Genomic DNA, 16,771 nt, shown 5'->3' on the forward strand with positions numbered 1-16,771 from the left:
GAGCCACCCGCCGATGACCACCAGCACCCGCCGCGACCCCTACGACGGCTTCCCCGGCCGCATCGGCCGCACCTTCGCCGCCTCCGAGCCCGCCTGGCCGGCGCCCCGGACACCGGGGGAGAAGGCCCCGAACATCGTCGTCGTGCTCGTGGACGACATGGGCTACAGCGACATCGGACCCTTCGGCTCCGAGATCCCCACCCCCGTGCTCGACACCCTCGCCGAGGACGGCGTACGGCTCAGCAATTACCACACCATGCCGCTGTGCTCACCGGCCCGCGCCGCCCTGCTCACCGGCCTCAACCCGCACCGCGTCGGCTACGCCATGGTCGCCAACTCCGACCCGGGCTTCCCCGGTTACGGCATGGAGATCGCCGACGACATCCCCACCCTCGCCGAACTCCTCCACGACTCCGGCTACGCCACCTACGCCGTCGGCAAATGGCACCTCGTCCGCGACTCCGCCTCCAACGCCGCCGACGACCGCGACAACTGGCCGCTGCGCAAGGGCTTCGACCAGTACTACGGGGTCCTGGAAGGGCTCACCAGCCTCTTCCACCCGCACCAACTCGTCCGCGACAACAGCCCGCTGGACATCGACGAGTTCCCGGACGACTACTACTACACGGACGACATCACCGACCAGGCGATCTCCATGGTGAAGTCGCTGCGCGCCCACGACCCGGACAAACCCTTCTTCCTCTACCTCGCGCACAACGCCGTCCACGGCCCGCTCCAGGCCAAGGAGGAGGACATCGCCCGCCACCGGGGCCGCTACGACGAGGGCTGGGACGCGCTGCGCGACCGCCGCTTCGCCGCCCAGATCGCCGACGGCCTCTTCCCGCCCGGCACCGAACTGCCGGAACGCAACAGCGAGGCCGGGCAGGACGTGCCCGCCTGGGACAGCCTCACCGAGGAGCAACAGCGCCTGTACGCGCGCTACATGGAGGTGTACGCGGCACTGGTCGACAACATCGACCAGAACCTCGGCCGGCTCACCGCCACCCTCGAAGCGCTCGGTGAGCTCGACAACACCATCATCGTCTTCACCTCCGACAACGGAGGCACCGGCGAGGGCGGCGCCGAAGGCACCCGTTCCTACTTCAGCCGCTTCGTCCACCACCCGGCCCTGCCCGAGGACTGGACCCCCGACGTCGACCGGGACCCCGGGCTGATCGGCGGCCCGCGGAGCCTGGTGCACTATCCGCGCGGCTGGGGCATGGCCTCCAACACCCCGTTCCGGCTCTACAAGGGCCACACGTACGCGGGCGGGGTGCGCGTCCCGTTCGTCCTGTCCTGGCCGAGGGGCGCCCGCGAAGGGCGGCTCACCCCGGGCACCCGCCCGCAGTACCAGTACGTCACCGACATCGCCCCGACCCTCCTCGAACTCGCCGGTCTGGAACGGCCGGAGCGCCGGCGCGGGGTCCCGCTCCAGGAACCGGACGGCGTCACCTTCGCCCCCGTACTCGCCGACCCGGAACACCTCTCCACCCACCCCGAGCAGTACTGCGAGATGACCGGCAACCGCAGCTACTACCGCGACGGCCGCAAACTCGTCACCCTGCACCGCCCCGGCGCCCCCTACGACGACTCCGAGTGGGCCCTCTACGACATCAGGACCGACCCGACCGAGATCCACGACCTGGCCGCCGAACACCCCGGCCTGGTCAAGGAACTCTCGGCGGCCTGGGAGAAGGCCGCCTGGCGCAACGGCGTCTTCCCGCTCCCCGACGGCAGCGGCGCCCTGGCCCGCCGCAACCCCGCCGAACAGCGGCTGTCGCGCCCCCTCACCCTGCTGCCCGGCACCCCCGAACTGGAGCGCTACCGCTCCTCCCGGCTGGTCTCGTTCCGTTCCTTCGAGGTCACCGTCGCGATCGAGGAGACGGGCGAGGGCGTCCTCGTCTCGCACGGCGACCAGGGCGGCGGTTACAGCCTGTACGTGGAGGGCGGCCGTCTGCACTTCGCGTACAACGAGTACGGCGTGCTCCACGAGACGGACGCGGGCCCGCTCGCACCGGGCGGGCACACGGTCCGGCTCGTGGCCACCGCCGAGCGCGGCCTGCGCTGGAGCTTCCGGATCGAGGCCGACGGCGAGACCCGGGCCACCCCGCCCAGCGTCCACCAGCTCATCGGCATGGCCCCCTTCCAGGGCATCAGCATCGGCGTGGACCGCAAGTCGCCCATCTCCTGGCCCCTCTTCGAACGCCACCGCTCCTTCCCGTACGAAGGCCGCCTGCGCGCGGTGACCTACACCCCGGGAGACCCGGGCCCGGACTCCCCGGAGGCGGTGGCCCAGGCCCTGAAGGAGGCAGCAGCGGCGTTCGAGTAGAGATCGATTGGCGACGACCCTCACGCAGGTCTAACGTCGGGGGAGTGAACGACCACGTTCACTCCCCGCACAACAGCGGCACCGAACCAATGACCGGCTCCCACGCGACACCCGCGCAGGCCACCGCACCCCCTCGGAGGGACCGCGGCGGCACGATAGCCCTGCTGGTCATCTGCTCGTGCCAGCTGATGGTGGTCCTCGACATCACCATCGTGAACATCGCTCTGCCGCACATCCAGACATCCCTCGGTTTCTCCACCGAGAACCTGTCCTGGGTGATCAACGCCTACACCCTCACCTTCGGCGGCCTGCTGCTGCTCGGCGGGCGGATCGGCGACATCCTCGGGCGACGCCGGGTCTTCATGACCGGCGTCGCCCTCTTCGTTATCGCCTCCCTGCTCGGCGGACTCGCCCAGGAATCCTGGCAGTTGCTCGCCGCCCGCTCGCTCCAGGGCGTCGGCGGCGCCATCGCGTCGCCGACCGCGCTCGCCCTCATCACGACGACGTTCCACGAAGGCCCCGCGCGCAACAGGGCGTTCGGCGTGTTCGCGGCCGTCTCGGCAGGCGGCAGCGCCATCGGACTGCTCGCGGGAGGCGTGCTGGTCGAATGGCTGGACTGGCGGTGGATCTTCTTCGTCAACGTGCCCATCGGCGCACTGATCGTGCTCGCGACCCGCCGCTACATCCAGGAGTCCGAGCGCCACCCGGGCCACTTCGACATACTCGGCGCCCTCACGGCGACGCTCGGCATGGTCAGCCTCGTCTACGGGTTCATCCGCGCCTCCGAGGAGGGCTGGAGCGACACCCTGACCCTGGCCGCGTTCATCGCGGCGGTCGTGCTGCTCGGGCTGTTCATCGTCAACGAGAGCCGGTCCCGGCAGCCGATCACCCCGCTGTGGATGTTCCGCGACCGCAACCGCGCCGGCACCTACGGGATCATGCTGTGCCTCGCGGCGGCGATGTTCGGGATGTTCTTCTTCCTGACCCTGTTCGTGCAGAACATCCTCGGCTTCAGCCCGCTGCGTACGGGCCTCGCCTTTCTGCCGGTCAGCGTCATCATCGCGATCGGCGCGGGATTCACCTCGAAGCTGCTGCCGAAGTTCGGGCCCAAGCCCTTCATGGTGACGGGCGCGGTCCTCGCGGCGATCGGGCTCGGCTGGCTCACGCAGACCGACGTCCACAGCTCGTACCTGGGCAGTCTGCTGGGCCCGGTGCTGGTGTTCGGGCTCGGGATGGGCCTGCAGTTCGTCTCGCTGACCCTGATGGCACTCTCCGGCGTCGCGCCGCACGAGTCGGGCGCGGCCTCCGGAATCCTCAACACGACGCAGCAGGTGGGCGGATCGCTCGGCCTGTCCATCCTGGTCACCGTCTTCGGTACGGCCAGCCGCAACGAGGCGACCGACCAGGTGCCCAAGTTCATGTCCGAGGCGACACCGGCGCAGCTCGCCCAGTTCCGTAGGACCGGACAGCTCCCCAGCCCCTGGGGCGATCAGGTTCTGGCATCGGGTGTCTCCACCTCGTTCCTGGCCGCGGCGGCCTTCGCCGTCGCCGCCGCGCTGATCGCGCTCTTCGTCATCCAGGTCCGCCCCTCGGACCTGGAACGGCTGCGCGGAAGCGGAAGCGGGAGCGGTCAGCCGGGCGCCTGAACACCCGGCCGACCGCTCCCCGCCGACCACCCCCGCCCGACGGCTCAGCCCTTGACGGTGAAGCCCGCCCGCAGCAGGTCGTCGTCGCGCGACGACGGACCGACCAGCAGCTCGAAGGCCCCCGGCTCCACGACCCGCCGGCCCTCGGCGTCCACCAGCGCGCAATCGGTCACCGGCAGCTCGATCGTCACCTCACGCGACTCGCCCGGGGCCAGCCGGATCTGCCGGTAGGTCTTCAGCTCCTTCTCCGCCCACGTCACGGACGTCACCAGGTCACTCACGTACGCCTGCACGGTCTCCAGCGCGGGGCGCCCGCCGGTGTTGCTCACGGTGACGCGCGCCCGCAGCGTGTCGCCCGCGCCCAGGACGTCGGTCAGCACCTCCAGGTCCGTGTAGGCGACGGTGGTGTAGCTCAGGCCCTCACCGAAGGCGTACGCGGGCCGCTGCGTCAGGTCCGCGTACCGCGAACCGTGCTGGCCGCGCAGCTGGTTGTAGTACGTGGGCTGCTGCCCGGCGTGGCGCGCGAAGGACACGGGCAGCCGGCCGGACGGCTCCACGAGGCCGAGAGCCAGCTCGGCCACCGCGCGGCCGCCCTGCATGCCCGGGTTGAAGGCGTACACGATGGCGGAGGCGCGGTCGGCGGACGGCGGCAGCACCAGCGGCTTGGAGGCGATGACGACCACGGTGAACGGCTTGCCCGTCGCGGCGAGCGCGTCCAGCAGCGCGATCTGGCCGCCGATCAGTTCCAGGGTCGCCGTCGAGCGCCCCTCACCGATCAGCTCGATGCGGTCGCCCACCACGGCGACGACATGGTCGGCGGCCTCGGCGGCGGCGACCGCCTCCGCGATCAGGTCCTCGGACGGCTCGCACGGGACCACGATCTCGGGGCGCGGCTGCCCGTCCGGGAAGAACGCGCCCTCCGGGTCCGGGCCCACCGTCAGGATGTCGGCGCCGCGCGCGTGGGTGACGGTCCAGCCGGCGGGCACATGCTCCCGGAAGCCGTCGAGGACGGTACGGATCATGGCGCGCGGATGACCGTCCGGCAGCCAGTCCGCCTGGCCGGAGGAGCCCGCCCAGTCGCCGAGCTGGGTCTGCGCGTCATCGGCGTTGGGGCCGATCACGGCGACCGTACGCGGCGCCGCCCCGGCGTCCGCGACCGCCCGGCCGTCCGCCCCGGCCGCGAAGCCGCCGTCCAGGGGCAGGACGCCGTCGTTGGCCAGCAGGACCAGCGAGCGACGGGCTACCTCGAGGTTCAGCTCGGCGTGCCCGGAGCTGCCGATGACCGCCTGCTGCCGGTCCCGGTCGGGGTGGCGCGGGTTCTCGAAGAGGCCCAGCTCGAACTTGAGCGTGAGGATGCGCGCGACCGCCGCGTCGATGTCCGTCTCGGCGAGCCGCCCGGTCGCCACGGCCTGCTGCGCGCCCTCGAAGAAGTCGGGCGTGGTCATCACCATGTCGTTGCCCGCCCGGACCGCCGCGGCCGCAGCCTGGGTGTGGTCGGCGTACACCTTCTGCTCCCACACCATGCGCCCGACGTTGTCCCAGTCGGTCACCAGCGTGCCGGTGTAGCCCCACTCGCCGCGCAGCACCTCGTTGAGCAGCCAGTTGTTGACGGTGACGGGGACGCCGTCCATCGACTGGTAGCCCAGCATGAACGTCCGGCAGCCCTCCTTGGCGACCCGCTCGAACGGCGGCAGGAACCAGGAACGCAGCTTGCGGCGCGAGATGTCGGCCTCGCTCGCGTCCCGGCCGCCCTGCGTCTCGGAGTAGCCCGCGAAGTGCTTGGCGCACGCCAGGATCGCCGTCGGGTCGTCCAGCCCCTCGCCCTGGTAGCCGCGCACCATCGCCGACGCCAGCTCGCCGATGAGGTGCGGGTCCTCGCCGAACGTCTCGCTGACCCGTCCCCAGCGCAGGTCCCGGGTGATGCACAGCACCGGCGAGAACGTCCAGTGGACGCCGGTCGCGGCCACCTCGACGGCGGTCGCCCGCGCCACGCGCTCCAGCAGCTCCGCGTCCCAGCTCGCGGCCATGCCCAGCTGCGTCGGGAAGATGGTGGCGCCCTCCCAGAAGGAGTGCCCGTGGATGCAGTCCTCGGCGACCAGGAGGGGGATGCCCAGCCGGGTGCGCCGGGTCAGCTCGGCGGCCTCCAGGACGCGTTCGGGCGAGGCGTGCAGGATCGAGCCCGCGTGCATGTCCTCGATGTGCTGCCGCACCCCGTCCTTGCCGTTCAGCTGGAGCATCTGGCCGACCTTCTCGGGCAGCGTCATCCGGCCCAGCAGGTCGGAGACGCGCTCCGGAATGGACAGGCGGGGGTCGAGATAGGGCAGGGAGGAGCCCACGGGAGGTCCTTTCGCGACGTCGGCGACGTTCTGTCATGCGGAGGCTGTGCGCTCCGGGCACCACCGTACGCCGAATACCGACCTAGTGGTAAGTAAGTAGGATGCGAACATACGCAGTGGTGCCTGCCGAGACGACCGGGGAGCGTGGAGAGTGACCGGCGAAGAGCGGCGTGGATACGCCAAGGGCCGGGCCAAACGCGGGGAAATCCTCGACCAGGCCATGGCCATGTTCGGTGAGGCGGGGTACCGGGGCGCGTCGCTGCGGGTGATCGCCACCCGTTGCGGCATCTCACATCCCGGACTGCTGCACCACTTCCCGACCAAGGAATCGCTGCTGCTCGCCGTCCTGGAACACCGCGACGCCGTGGACGACCAGTGGCTGGAGGCGGGCCGCCCCACCGGCGTCGACCGGCTGCGGCGGCTGGTCGGGCTCGCGGCGCTCAACGCCGAGCGGCGCGGCATAGTCGAGCTGTTCTGCGTGCTGTCCGCCGAGGCCACCTCCGCCGACCACCCGGCCCACGCCTACTTCGTGGAGCGGTACCGCTGCTCCGTCCGGTCCACGGCCGTGTCGTACACCGAGGCGCGCGACAAGGGTGTGCTGCGCGAGGACATCGACCCGCGGGAGGCGGCGCAGCAGCTCATCGCGCTGATGGACGGGCTGCAGATCCAATGGCTGCTCGGCAACGGTGAGACCGACATGGCCGGGGTGCTGCACGCGCATGTGCAGGCGCAGTTGACGGTGCCGCTCTGAGTGGAGGCGGCGGGCGGCGGGCGTCGCGAGACGGGTGCCCCGCACCTCTTTACGGGCTTGTCATGTGCCGGTAACTTCCGTGCTGCAAGAGATTGCAGCAACATTCCGGCTTGATTTACAAGCTCGCTCGGACCTTGAGGCGCGTCAGGGTCTCCGGCGGGACGGCACGGGCCCCACCTCCCGTGCCTCGGACGCCACTGCTTCGCCGCCGCCGTGGCCCTTCCCTGGAGACACCATGAAACGCAACGCCCACCGGGTGCTGAGACGCACCCTGGCGTCCGCCGCTGCCGCCGCCGCGGTGTGCGGGCTGCTCACCGCACTGCCGGACACCGGCATCGACGCCCGGCCCGTCGCGGCCTCCGACGCGACGACCACCGTCTTCTACTTCACCAAGACGAAGAACTGGGCCGCCTACAACCTGCATTACGCCCCCGACGGCGGTTCGTGGACCACCGTGCCCGGGGTCGCCATGGAGGCCGCCTGCACCGACTGGGTCAAGAAGACCGTCCCGCTCTCCGGTGCCGAGGGCATCCAGGCGACCTTCAACAACGGATCGGGCGTCTGGGACAACAACGGGGGCGCGAACTACGACCTGGGCAGCGGGAACATCACGGTCAAGGACGGGGTCGTCGCCCACAGCGACCCGTGCGCGGACAGCGGTGACCCCGACCCGAGCCCCACGCCGTCCGACGCGGCGCACACCGCCTCGGTGTACTACTCCACCGCCACCGTCGGCTGGACGACCACCAACCTCCACTACCAGCCCGCGGGCGGCTCGTGGACCACCGTGCCCGGTGTCGGTATGGAACCGGCCTGCACCGGCTGGGTGAAGAAGACGGTCGACCTCGGAACCGCGACCTCGATGAAGGCCGCGTTCAACAACGGCAACGGCGTCTGGGACAACAACAACGGCGCCGACTACACCATCCCGGCCGGCCTCAGCACCGTGAAGGACCGCGCGGTCGCCAAGGACGCCCAGGACCCGTGCGCCGCCGAACCCGCCGACACCGAGGCGCCCACCGTGCCGTCGGCGGTCACCGCGAAGGCCGACGGCGTCGCGGTCGTCCTGAGCTGGGAACCCTCCACGGACAACACGAAGGTGACCAAGTATCAGGTCACCCGCACGGGCGGTACCAAGGGCAGCGTCGTCACCGATGTGACCTCCACCGTGCTCTCCGAATCGGGCCTGGAGGAGCACACCGCCTACACCTACACCGTCAAGGCGATCGACGCGGCGGGCAACACCTCCGCCGCCTCCGCGCCCGCCACGGCGACCACCGGTGACAAACCCCCGGCGGCCGCCCAGGGCACACCGCTCGGCACCGACCCCCGCAAGGACCCGATCTACTTCGTCCTCACGGCCCGCTTCAACGACGGCGACGCGAGCAACAACCGGGGCGGCAGCCAGGACGTCAAGTCCGGCAACGCGGCCAACAACGACCCCATGTTCCGGGGGGACTTCAAGGGCCTGGTCAACAAGCTGGACTACATCAAGGGGCTCGGCTTCTCCGCCATCTGGATCACCCCGGTCGTCCTGAACCGGTCCGACTACGACTACCACGGCTACCACGGATACGACTTCTACAAGGTCGACCCCCGCCTGGAGTCCGCCGGAGCCTCCTACCAGGACCTCATCAACGCCGCCCACGCCAAGGGCATCAAGATCTACCAGGACGTCGTCTACAACCACTCCTCGCGCTGGGGCGCCAAGGGCCTGTTCACGCCCACCGTCTACGGCGTCCGCGACACCCAGTGGAGCTGGTACTACGACGAGAAGAACGAGGGCTTCGAGTACGACGGGCTCACCGTCGAATCCAAGAGCGGCAAGTCCTACTACAACGGCGACATGTGGTCCACCGCCGAGCCCGCCGGCAACACCTGCCTCAACTGGGGCAAGCCCACCGGCGGCAAGTCCGCCGAGGGCTACACCCTCTACAACTGCCAGTGGCCCAACCCCACATCGGGGATGTTCCCGAAGGAGTACTACCACACCTGCTGGCTCGGCAACTGGGAGGGCGAGGACTCCCGCTCCTGCTGGCTGCACGAGGACCTGGCCGACTTCAACACCGAGTCCGCGCCGGTGCAGAACTACCTGATCGGCGCCTACGACAAGTACATCGACATGGGCGTGGACGGCTTCCGCATCGACACCGCGGTGCACATCCCGCGCACCACCTGGAACCGCCGCTTCCTGCCCGCGATCCAGGAGCGCGTCACCCAGAAGTTCGGCGCCGAGGCCGCGAAGAACTTCCTCGTCTTCGGCGAGGTCGGCGCCTTCGTCAACGACAAGTGGAACCGCGGCTCGGTCAACCACTCGGCGCAGTTCTTCACCTGGAAGGAACGCAAGGAGTACGACGCCGACGACGCCAAGGCAGCGCTGGAGATGTACGACTACGAGGAGCAGCTCGGCACCGGCAACCAGCCGACCTCCGCCAACGCGTTCCTGGACGGCAACAGCTACCACACCCCGGACCACAGCCAGTTCTCCGGCATGAACATCATCGACATGCGCATGCACATGAACTTCGGTGACGCCACCAACGCGTTCAACAACGGCAAGGACTCCGACGACTCCACCAACGACGCCACCTACAACGTCGTCTACGTCGACAGCCACGACTACGGGCCCAACAAGAGCAGCGAACGCTACGCGGGCGGCACCGACGCCTGGGCCGAGAACATGTCCCTGATGTGGACCTTCCGCGGCATCCCGACCCTCTACTACGGATCGGAGATCGAATTCCAGGCCGGCAAGAAGATCGACTGCGGCCCCACCTGCCCCCTGGCCACCACCGGCCGCGCCTACTACGGCGACCATCTCGCGGGCAACGTCACCGCCTCGGAGTTCTCGCAGGTCGACTCCGCCTCCGGCGAGGTCGCGAACACCCTCGCCCAGCCCCTGGTCAAGCACCTCCAGCGGCTCAACCAGATCCGCCGCGCCGTCCCCGCCCTGCAAATGGGCCAGTACTCCACGGACGGCATCACCGGCCAGATGGCGTACAAGCGCCGCTACACCAGTGGGACGACCGACAGCTTCGCCCTGGTCACCGTCACGGGCGGCGCCTCGTACACCGGCATCCCCAATGGCACCTACAAGGACGCCGTCACCGGTGACACCCGGGTTGTCACCGATGGAAAGCTCACCGTCGACGCCCCCGGCAAGGGCAACATGCGCGTGTACGTGCTGAACGGCCCCGGAAAGATCGGCACCGCGGGCCCCTACCTGAAGTGACCCGTCCGTGTGGGTGCCCCGGCCGTCCGGGGCACCCACACGTCGTCACGCGCCCAGCAGCTCCGCCCGGCCGATCATGGCCGTCGAGCCCGGAGCCGTACACGCGAAGGCGCCCGCCACCGCGCCCAGCCGGGCGCACTCGGCAGGCTCACGCCCGTCGAGCCTGCCGTACAGGAAGCCGGTGACGAACGCGTCGCCCGCCCCGTTGGAGTCGACCACCGGCGCCGGCGGCACCACCGCCGGAACACGCACCGGCTCGTCGCCGCCGTCGCGCGTGAGGAGGTACGCACCCTCCGCGCCCGCCGTCGCCACCACAGCCCCGGCCCGGCCCTCGCGCAGGATCTCCCGCATCAGCGCGGGCGCGCGCTCCCCGGTCGTCGCCGCGCTGAAGAACACCAGATCGGACCGGAGCGCGAACTCCCGCTGATGCGCGTTCAGCCCGTCCCAGTCGTGCAGGTCCGTGGAGACCGGCACCCCCAGCGCCTCGATGTCGTCGTACAGGAACCGGGCGAAGTGCGTGATCGACAGATGGACATGGCGGGCCCGCCGCAGGTGGGGCAGATAGAACTCCCGGGGCATCCGCAGATCCTCCGGGTCCCGGGCGTCGTAGAACGACATCCGCCGGCCCGTGGCGTCCACCAGATTCACCGCACGCCGGGTCCCCGCCGGCGAGATCACCGCGTGGAACTCCACATCACCCTTCGCCAGGCGCTCGCGCACCTGGTTGCCGGTCCAGTCGTCACCGATGCAGTCCAGGAACGCCACATCGAGCCCCAGCGCGCGGGCGCCGAGCGCCACATTGCCGCCGGTCTGGCCGGGCCACTCCTGGATCGGGCCGACCATCACCGCGTCCGCCAGCGGGACCGGCAGGGCGTCGACGCGGACGATCGTGTCCACCCCGCTGCCGCCGACCACCACGACGTCGTACTCCGCTTGTCGTTGGACCACTGAGCCCCCTCTCGTGTTCCCGCCGCGCCCAGTATCGCCCACCTGACCGGCCGCTCGACGCGCGCCCGGGACACCCGCTGGCTAGGCTCGACCGGGGGCCGACGACCTTGTTCCATGGAGGCTCACGCCATGATGCTGTTGCCCGAACCGCGCGACATCCCGCCGCGCCTCGCCACCGGCGCTTTCATCCTCAACTCCGGCCTCGGCAAGCTCAAGGCCGACGAGGCGACCGCCCAGGGGCTGCACGGGATGGCCAGCAACGCCTATCCGTTCCTCGGCAAGCTGGAACCCGCCCGGTTCACCCGGTTGCTCGCCTGGTCCGAGATCGCCGTCGGTGCCGCGCTGCTGACCCCGGTCGTGCCGACCCGGCTCGCCGGACTCGCCCTCACCGGGTTCTCCGGCGGCCTCTTCGGCCTCTACCTGCGGACCCCCGGCATGCGGGAGCCCGGCAGCCTGCGGCCGACGCAGGACGGGATCGCGCTCGCCAAGGACTCCTGGATGCTGGGCATCGGCCTCGGCTTCCTCGGCGCCGGCGGCTCCTGCGCACGCGCCGCCTCGAAGTGCCGCACCCGGCGCCGGTGCTCGCGCTGAACCGACGCCGTCACGCGTGGACCCGGGCCATCAGCAGCGCCACGTCGTCGTGGCCGTCCGGGTCCCGCAGCTCGCGCAGCAGCCGGTCGCACGTTGCGTCGAGCGACGCGTCCGGGGTGCGCAACAGCCCCAGCAGCGTCGCCAGGCGGCTGTCGATGTCGTCCTCCCGGGTCTCGACCAGGCCGTCCGTGTAGAGGACCAGCCGGTCGCCCGGGCCGAGCGGGACCGTGACATCGCTGAACGGCACCCCGCCCACGCCCAGCGGCGCCCCGGCCGGCAGATCGAGCAGCACCGGCTCACCGCCCTCCGGGATCAGTACCGGCGGCAGATGCCCGGCCGTGGACACCCGGCACCGCCCGGCGGCCGGGTCGTACGCCGCGTAGACACAGGTGGCGAACCACGGGTCGAGGCCGGCGGTGATCTCGTCCAGGTGCCCCAGCACCTCGGCGGGCTCCAGGGAGAGCCGGGACAGGGTCTGGGTGGCGGTGCGCAGCCGGCCCATCGTGGTCGCCGCGTTGATCCCGCTGCCCATCACATCGCCCACCACCAGGGCGGTCCCGCCGCCGCGCAGCCCGATCACGTCGAACCAGTCGCCGCCGACCTCGTAGCGCGAGGCGGCGGGCCGGTAGCGGGACACCACGTCCAGGCCCACCGGGTCGTGATGGTTGCGCGGCAGCATGCTGCGCTGAAGGGTGAGCGCGGTCTCCTGCTGCTGGCGGTAGAGCCGGGCGTTGTCGATGCCGACCGCGGCCCGGGCCGCCAGCTCGGCGGCCAGCGCCTCGTCCTCCGCCGTGAACGGCAGCGGGTTGTCCGTCCGGATCAGGTCGATCGCCCCGAGCACCTCGCCCCGTGCGATCAGCGGCACCGCCAGATACGAATGCGCACCGGCCTCCGCGAGCAGGGCGGCCGACCGCTCGTCCCGGGCCACCCGCGCCAGCTTCTCCGCGTCGAGGTGCGGCACCCGCACCGGCCGGGCCGTCCGCACACACTGGGTGACCAGGCGGTCGGCGCCGTAGCGGGCGGCCCGGCCCGGAGGGTCCGCCGCCTCCACCACGGGCGTCGGCCGGGCCGCGACCACGGCGAGGGCCTGGATGAGGAGCGGGCCGTCCACCGGTCCGGGGCGCCCTTTCAGGACGCTGTCCAGCACGTCCACCGCCGCGACGTCGGCGAGCTGCGGCACGGTGACCTCGGCCAGTTCCAGGGCCGTCTGCTCCAGGTCGAGCGTGGTGCCGATGCGCACCGAGGCGTCGGCGATCAGCGCGAGGTGCTGCCGGGCCCGCTCCGCCTCGGCCGCCGCGCGGTACCGGTCGGTGACGTCGATCAGGGACACGGCGATGCCCAGCACCCGTCCCGCGGAGTCGTCCAGCCGGTACAGCGACACCGACCAGGCGCGGTCGGCGTCCGGTGCGGCGGGGGAGCGGCCGGCCACCTGGCGCGACACCTGCGGCACACCGCTGTCCAGCACCTCCCGCGCGGCCGCCTCCAGGCCCTCCGGGTCCAGGAACGACAGGGCCTCGCCCACCGGCCGCCCCAGATGCTCGGCGGCGCTCAGGCCGTCCATCCGTTCCAGCGCGGCGTTCGCGGACATGAAGCGCAGATCCGGGCCCAGCACCGCGAGGCCGATCGGCGACTGGTCGACCAGGCCCACCGACAGCGCCAGATCCCGCTCCAGGCGGCGCAGCACGTCTCCGTCGGCCGCCAGCCCCAGCGCGTAGAAGTCACCCCGGTCGTCCTGCAACCGCATGTTGCGGAACTCCAGCAGCCGCGTGGTGCCGTCCTTGTGCCGTACGGGGAAGACCCCGGCCCAGGCCTCGCCGCTGCGCATCACCTCGCCGAACAGGCGCAGCACCAGCTCGAAGTGCTCCTCGTCGACCAGCACCCGGGCGGCGAACTCGCCCAGCGCCTCCTCGGCGGAGTACCCCAGCAGCCGTTCCGCCTGCGGGCTCCACAGGACGATCCGGCCCTGGGTGTCCAGGACGAGCGCGGCGACCCCGAGGACGTCGAGCAGACCGCTCTCGGACGACTGGCGCGCGCCCGCCCGGCGGGCCTCGCCCCAGCCGATCCGCATGTCATCACTGCCGCCCACGGACGATCCTTCCCAGCCGCCACCGTGCCCGACGCAGGCCCGCCGTCTCCCATGATCGCCCCTGAGCCGCCGCCCCCGCAGCTTCGCGGGAAGTGAAGAGGACGCGAAGGAAGCGTCAGCGGGGTTTCGGGGGCGAAATGCCGGTCACCCGCAGCGTACCGAGGCAAACGCGACGCAACGACCGTCAGGAGTGAGAGTCCATGGAGAACTGGCGCATGCACGCGGCCTGCCGCGACGAGGACCCGGACCTGTTCTTCCCCATCGGAAGCACCGGCCCGGCGCTCGGCCAGGTCGAAGAGGCCAAGGCGGTGTGCCGACGCTGCCCCGTACAGGAGGAATGCCTGCGGTGGGCCCTGGAGAACAACCAGGACGCCGGGGTGTGGGGCGGACTGGGGGAGAACGAGCGGCGCGCCCTGAAGCGTCGTACCCGGCAACGGTCGCACCGCTCCGGATAAGGCAGGATGAAGCATGGACACCAAGGCTTGGATCATCGTCGGCGTGGCACTCGCGCTGCTCATGCTGGCCGCCGTCGGCGTCCTCCTGGTGCGGGTCCTGAAGGCCAGGAAACTGCTGGTGGACGCCGGTGTCCCGCTGCACAACAAGGCGCTGGTCTGGGCGGCGGTGCTGTACACCGTGTCGCCGGTCGACCTGCTGCCCGACCCGGTCTATCTCGATGACATCGGGTTCCTCCTGCTGGCCCTGCGCTCGCTGCACGCCGCGGCGCGGGCGGCGGGGGTCGGCGGTGGCGGCCGCGCGGAGCACCCCGTCGAGGCCGGGCCGAAACTCGTTCCGTAGCCCTTCGCGCACATTCCGGTGAACCCGGCGCGTCCTGATCGTTGACAGCTGGACGAGTACACGTCACTCTCCTGGGAGAGCGCTCTCCCAACCCGCCGCGGGATCCCCGTCCCGCACTCTTCCGCCAGGAGAGAATGTGCACAGAGCCGGTTCAGCCCTGCCCGCGAGACCCCGCGCGGGCACGCTGCTGATCACCCTTCTCGCCCTCGTCGCCTCGTCGCTGGTCATGCTGACCGCGCCCGGCGCCCGGGCCGCGGAATCCCTGCTCTCGCAGGGGAAGACCGCCACCGCGTCCTCGTCCGAGGGCGCCGGCTACGCGGCCTCGGCCGCCGTGGACGGCAACCTCACCGGCACGCGCTGGGCCAGCGAGTGGAGCGACCCCCAGTGGCTCCAGGTGGACCTGGGCGCCAAGGCCGACCTCAGCAGGGTCGTCCTCACCTGGGAGTCCGCCTTCGGCAAGGCGTACGAGATCCAGGCGTCCGACAACGGTTCCGACTGGCGCACCCTGAAGACCGTCACCAACGGCGACGGCGGCACCGACGACCTCGCGGTCAGCGGTTCCGGCCGCTACGTCAGGATGAACGGCACCGCCCGCGCCGGCGGCTACGGCTACTCCCTGTGGGAGTTCCAGGTGTACGGCACCACCGGCTCCACGAACCCGGACCCCGGCACCGGCGGGGCCGTCCGGGTCACCGGTTCGCAGGGCAACTGGCAGCTCACCGTCGACGGCAAGCCGTACCAGGTCAAGGGACTGACCTGGGGCCCGTCCGTCAACGACGCGGCGCGCTACATGCCCGACCTGAAGTCCATGGGCGTCAACACCATCCGGACCTGGGGCACCGACGGCACCTCCAAGCCACTGCTCGACGCGGCGGCGGCCAACGGCATCCGTGTGGTCAGCGGCTTCTGGCTGCAGCCCGGCGGCGGCCCCGGCAGCGGCGGCTGCGTCAACTACCTGACCGACGACGCGTACAAGTCCTCGTCGCTCACCGAGTTCGCCAAGTGGGTGGACACGTACAAGAGCCACCCCGGTGTGCTCATGTGGAACGTCGGCAACGAGTCGGTGCTCGGCCTGCAGAACTGCTACAGCGGTGACGAGCTGGAGAAGCAGCGCAACGCCTACACCACCTTCGTCAACGACGTCGCGAAGAAGATCCACACCATCGACCCGGACCACCCGGTGACGTCCACCGACGCCTGGACCGGTGCCTGGCCCTACTACAAGCGCAACGCCCCCGACCTGGACCTCTACTCGGTCAACTCGTACGGCGACATCTGCGCCGTACGCAACACCTGGGAGACCGGCGGCTACACCAAGCCCTACATCATCACCGAGGGCGGCCCGGCCGGTGAGTGGGAGGTCCCGGACGACGCCAACGGGGTCCCGGACGAGCCCACCGACGTACAGAAGGCCGAGGGGTACACCAAGGCGTGGAACTGCGTCACCGCCCACCAGGGTGTCGCGCTGGGCGCCACCTTCTTCCACTACGGCACCGAGCACGACTTCGGCGGTGTCTGGTTCAACGTGGTGCCGGACGGCAAGAAGCGGCTCTCGTACTACGCGCTGAAGAAGGCGTACACCGGTTCCACCGCCGGTGACAACACCCCGCCCGTCATCAGCAACATGACGGTGCAGAACGCCGGCGGCGCCCCCGCGGGCAAGGAGTTCACCGTCCGCGCCGACGTCCGCGACCCGGACAACGACCCGGTCACCTACAAGATCTACCTGAGCGGCAACTACGCCACCGGCGACAAGGGCCTGGTGGAGGCCACCTGGCGGTCCACCGGCAACGGCACCTTCGCGGTGACCGCACCCGCGCGGCTCGGGGTGTGGAAGGTGTACATCCAGGCGGAGGACGGGCACGGCAACGCCGGCATCGAGACCAAGTCGGTGAAGGTCGTGGTGCCCCCGGTCAGCGGCACCAACATCGCGCTCGGCCGCCCGGCCACCGCCTCCTCCGCCCAGGCGGGAAGCAGCGGCTGCCCCTGCACCGCGGCGATGGCGGTCGATGGACGCCTCGACACCCGGTGGGCCAGTGACTGGAGCGACCCGCAGT

Annotated in this window: 11 protein-coding genes; 8 read left to right on the plus strand and 3 right to left on the minus strand. The window is 70.8% G+C overall.

Features of this window, described 5'->3' with window-relative positions; translation table 11 throughout:
• The first annotated feature begins 13 nt into the window (after positions 1-13).
• Positions 14-2,329, plus strand: coding sequence for an arylsulfatase (locus AMK18_RS06460; RefSeq protein WP_073861989.1), 2,316 nt, complete (start codon positions 14-16; stop codon positions 2,327-2,329).
• 89 nt (positions 2,330-2,418) lie between these two features.
• Entirely contained in the window at positions 2,419-3,975 is a 1,557-nt protein-coding gene (locus AMK18_RS06465) for an MFS transporter (protein WP_073861990.1), read from the plus strand.
• Between the two features lie 44 nt (positions 3,976-4,019).
• Here the strand turns inward: AMK18_RS06465 and AMK18_RS06470 are convergent, their stop codons facing one another.
• The gene (locus AMK18_RS06470; protein WP_073861991.1) at positions 4,020-6,311 is read right to left on the minus strand and encodes a glycoside hydrolase family 3 N-terminal domain-containing protein; all 2,292 of its coding nucleotides are present in this window, start codon (positions 6,309-6,311) and stop codon (positions 4,020-4,022) included.
• A gap of 151 nt (positions 6,312-6,462) precedes the next feature.
• Here AMK18_RS06470 and AMK18_RS06475 point away from each other — a divergent pair, with 151 nt between their 5' ends.
• Positions 6,463-7,062 carry a TetR/AcrR family transcriptional regulator gene (locus AMK18_RS06475; RefSeq protein WP_073861992.1) on the plus strand — a complete coding sequence of 200 codons (600 nt, stop codon included), beginning with the start codon at positions 6,463-6,465 and terminating at the stop codon, positions 7,060-7,062.
• Between the two features lie 235 nt (positions 7,063-7,297).
• Complete coding sequence (locus AMK18_RS06480) at positions 7,298-10,294, plus strand: carbohydrate binding domain-containing protein (RefSeq protein ID WP_073861993.1); 2,997 nt, start codon at positions 7,298-7,300, stop codon at positions 10,292-10,294.
• Between the two features lie 45 nt (positions 10,295-10,339).
• Here AMK18_RS06480 and AMK18_RS06485 read toward each other — a convergent pair whose 3' ends face one another.
• Positions 10,340-11,242 carry a carbohydrate kinase family protein gene (locus AMK18_RS06485; protein ID WP_073861994.1) on the minus strand — a complete coding sequence of 301 codons (903 nt, stop codon included), beginning with the start codon at positions 11,240-11,242 and terminating at the stop codon, positions 10,340-10,342.
• Between the two features lie 129 nt (positions 11,243-11,371).
• Here AMK18_RS06485 and AMK18_RS06490 point away from each other — a divergent pair, with 129 nt between their 5' ends.
• Entirely contained in the window at positions 11,372-11,833 is a 462-nt protein-coding gene (locus tag AMK18_RS06490) for a hypothetical protein (protein WP_073861995.1), read from the plus strand.
• Between the two features lie 10 nt (positions 11,834-11,843).
• Here the strand turns inward: AMK18_RS06490 and AMK18_RS06495 are convergent, their stop codons facing one another.
• Complete coding sequence (locus AMK18_RS06495) at positions 11,844-13,901, minus strand: SpoIIE family protein phosphatase (protein WP_018099755.1); 2,058 nt, start codon at positions 13,899-13,901, stop codon at positions 11,844-11,846.
• 218 nt (positions 13,902-14,119) lie between these two features.
• Here AMK18_RS06495 and AMK18_RS06500 point away from each other — a divergent pair, with 218 nt between their 5' ends.
• The 3 genes from AMK18_RS06500 to AMK18_RS06510 form a co-directional block, all read left to right on the plus strand.
• Complete coding sequence (locus tag AMK18_RS06500; protein ID WP_018099754.1) at positions 14,120-14,374, plus strand: WhiB family transcriptional regulator; 255 nt, start codon at positions 14,120-14,122, stop codon at positions 14,372-14,374.
• A gap of 13 nt (positions 14,375-14,387) precedes the next feature.
• The gene (locus AMK18_RS06505) at positions 14,388-14,714 is read left to right on the plus strand and encodes a YkvA family protein (protein WP_073861996.1); all 327 of its coding nucleotides are present in this window, start codon (positions 14,388-14,390) and stop codon (positions 14,712-14,714) included.
• 136 nt (positions 14,715-14,850) lie between these two features.
• On the plus strand, positions 14,851-16,771 hold a 1,921-nt coding region (locus tag AMK18_RS06510; protein ID WP_073861997.1), incomplete at its 3' end, for a discoidin domain-containing protein.

The sequence above is a fragment of the Streptomyces sp. CB01249 genome (assembly GCF_001905735.1).
GTDB lineage: Bacteria > Actinomycetota > Actinomycetes > Streptomycetales > Streptomycetaceae > Streptomyces.

What these genes read in the sequence shown, in the direction of transcription:
- AMK18_RS06460 (WP_073861989.1), top strand. Translation starts at nt 14, where the DNA reads ATGACCACCAGCACCCGCCGCGACCCCTACGACGGCTTCCCCGGCCGC.
- AMK18_RS06505 (WP_073861996.1), top strand. Translation starts at nt 14,388, where the DNA reads ATGGACACCAAGGCTTGGATCATCGTCGGCGTGGCACTCGCGCTGCTC.
- AMK18_RS06480 (WP_073861993.1), top strand. Translation starts at nt 7,298, where the DNA reads ATGAAACGCAACGCCCACCGGGTGCTGAGACGCACCCTGGCGTCCGCC.
- AMK18_RS06465 (WP_073861990.1), top strand. Translation starts at nt 2,419, where the DNA reads ATGACCGGCTCCCACGCGACACCCGCGCAGGCCACCGCACCCCCTCGG.
- AMK18_RS06495 (WP_018099755.1), bottom strand. Translation starts at nt 13,901, where the DNA reads ATGCGGATCGGCTGGGGCGAGGCCCGCCGGGCGGGCGCGCGCCAGTCG.
- AMK18_RS06500 (WP_018099754.1), top strand. Translation starts at nt 14,120, where the DNA reads ATGGAGAACTGGCGCATGCACGCGGCCTGCCGCGACGAGGACCCGGAC.
- AMK18_RS06490 (WP_073861995.1), top strand. Translation starts at nt 11,372, where the DNA reads ATGATGCTGTTGCCCGAACCGCGCGACATCCCGCCGCGCCTCGCCACC.